We start from the raw sequence: 1,128 nt of genomic DNA on the forward strand, positions 1-1,128 counted from the left end.
ACTTCAGCCCCAGGATGTGATGAGCCGACATCGAGGTGCCAAACACCGCCGTCGATATGAACTCTTGGGCGGTATCAGCCTGTTATCCCCGGAGTACCTTTTATCCGTTGAGCGATGGCCCTTCCATTCAGAACCACCGGATCACTAAGACCTACTTTCGTACCTGCTCGAGCCGTCACTCTCGCAGTTAAGCTGGCTTATGCCTTTGCACTAACCTCACGATGTCCGACCGTGATTAGCCAACCTTCGTGCTCCTCCGTTACCCTTTGGGAGGAGACCGCCCCAGTCAAACTACCCGCCAGACACTGTCCTCAGCCCGGATGACGGGCTTAAGTGAGAACATCGAGCATTCAAGGGTGGTATTTCAAGGATGGCTCCATGCGGACTGGCGTCCGCACTTCCAGGCCTCCCACCTATCCTACACATCAAGGCTCCATGTTCAGTGTCAAGCTATAGTAAAGGTTCACGGGGTCTTTCCGTCTTGCCGCGGGGACACTGCATCTTCACAGCGAGTTCAATTTCACTGAGTCTCGGGTGGAGACAGCCTGGCCATCATTACGCCATTCGTGCAGGTCGGAACTTACCCGACAAGGAATTTCGCTACCTTAGGACCGTTATAGTTACGGCCGCCGTTTACTGGGGCTTCGATCAAGAGCGTCGCCTCGCGGCTAACCCCATCAATTAACCTTCCAGCACCGGGCAGGCGTCACACCGTATACGTCCACTTACGTGTTTGCACAGTGCTGTGTTTTTAATAAACAGTTGCAGCCAGCTGGTCTCTGCGACTGGCTTCGGCTCCGGAGGCAAACTCCTTCACCTACCGCCAGCGTGCCTTCTCCCGAAGTTACGGCACCATTTTGCCTAGTTCCTTCACCCGAGTTCTCTCAAGCGCCTGAGTATTCTCTACCTGACCACCTGTGTCGGTTTGGGGTACGATTCAATGTCACCTGATGCTTAGAGGCTTTTCCTGGAAGCCGGGCATCAACCACTTCACTGCCGTAGCAGCTCGTCATCACGCCTCAGTGTTACAGAAGAGCGGATTTGCCTGCTCCTCCCACCTACACGCTTAAACCGGGACGACCGTCGCCCGGATGGCCTAGCCTTCTCCGTCCCCCCTTCGCAGTCACA

1 rRNA gene is annotated in these 1,128 nt (G+C 55.3%); it reads right to left on the reverse strand.

Going from position 1 to position 1,128, the window contains the following annotated elements:
- Positions 1 to 1,128: ribosomal RNA gene (locus EAE92_RS24065) — 23S ribosomal RNA — on the reverse strand; the annotation flags it as partial.

Origin of the sequence: Photorhabdus hainanensis (assembly GCF_018448965.1) — a bacterium.
GTDB classification, from domain to species: domain Bacteria; phylum Pseudomonadota; class Gammaproteobacteria; order Enterobacterales; family Enterobacteriaceae; genus Photorhabdus; species Photorhabdus akhurstii.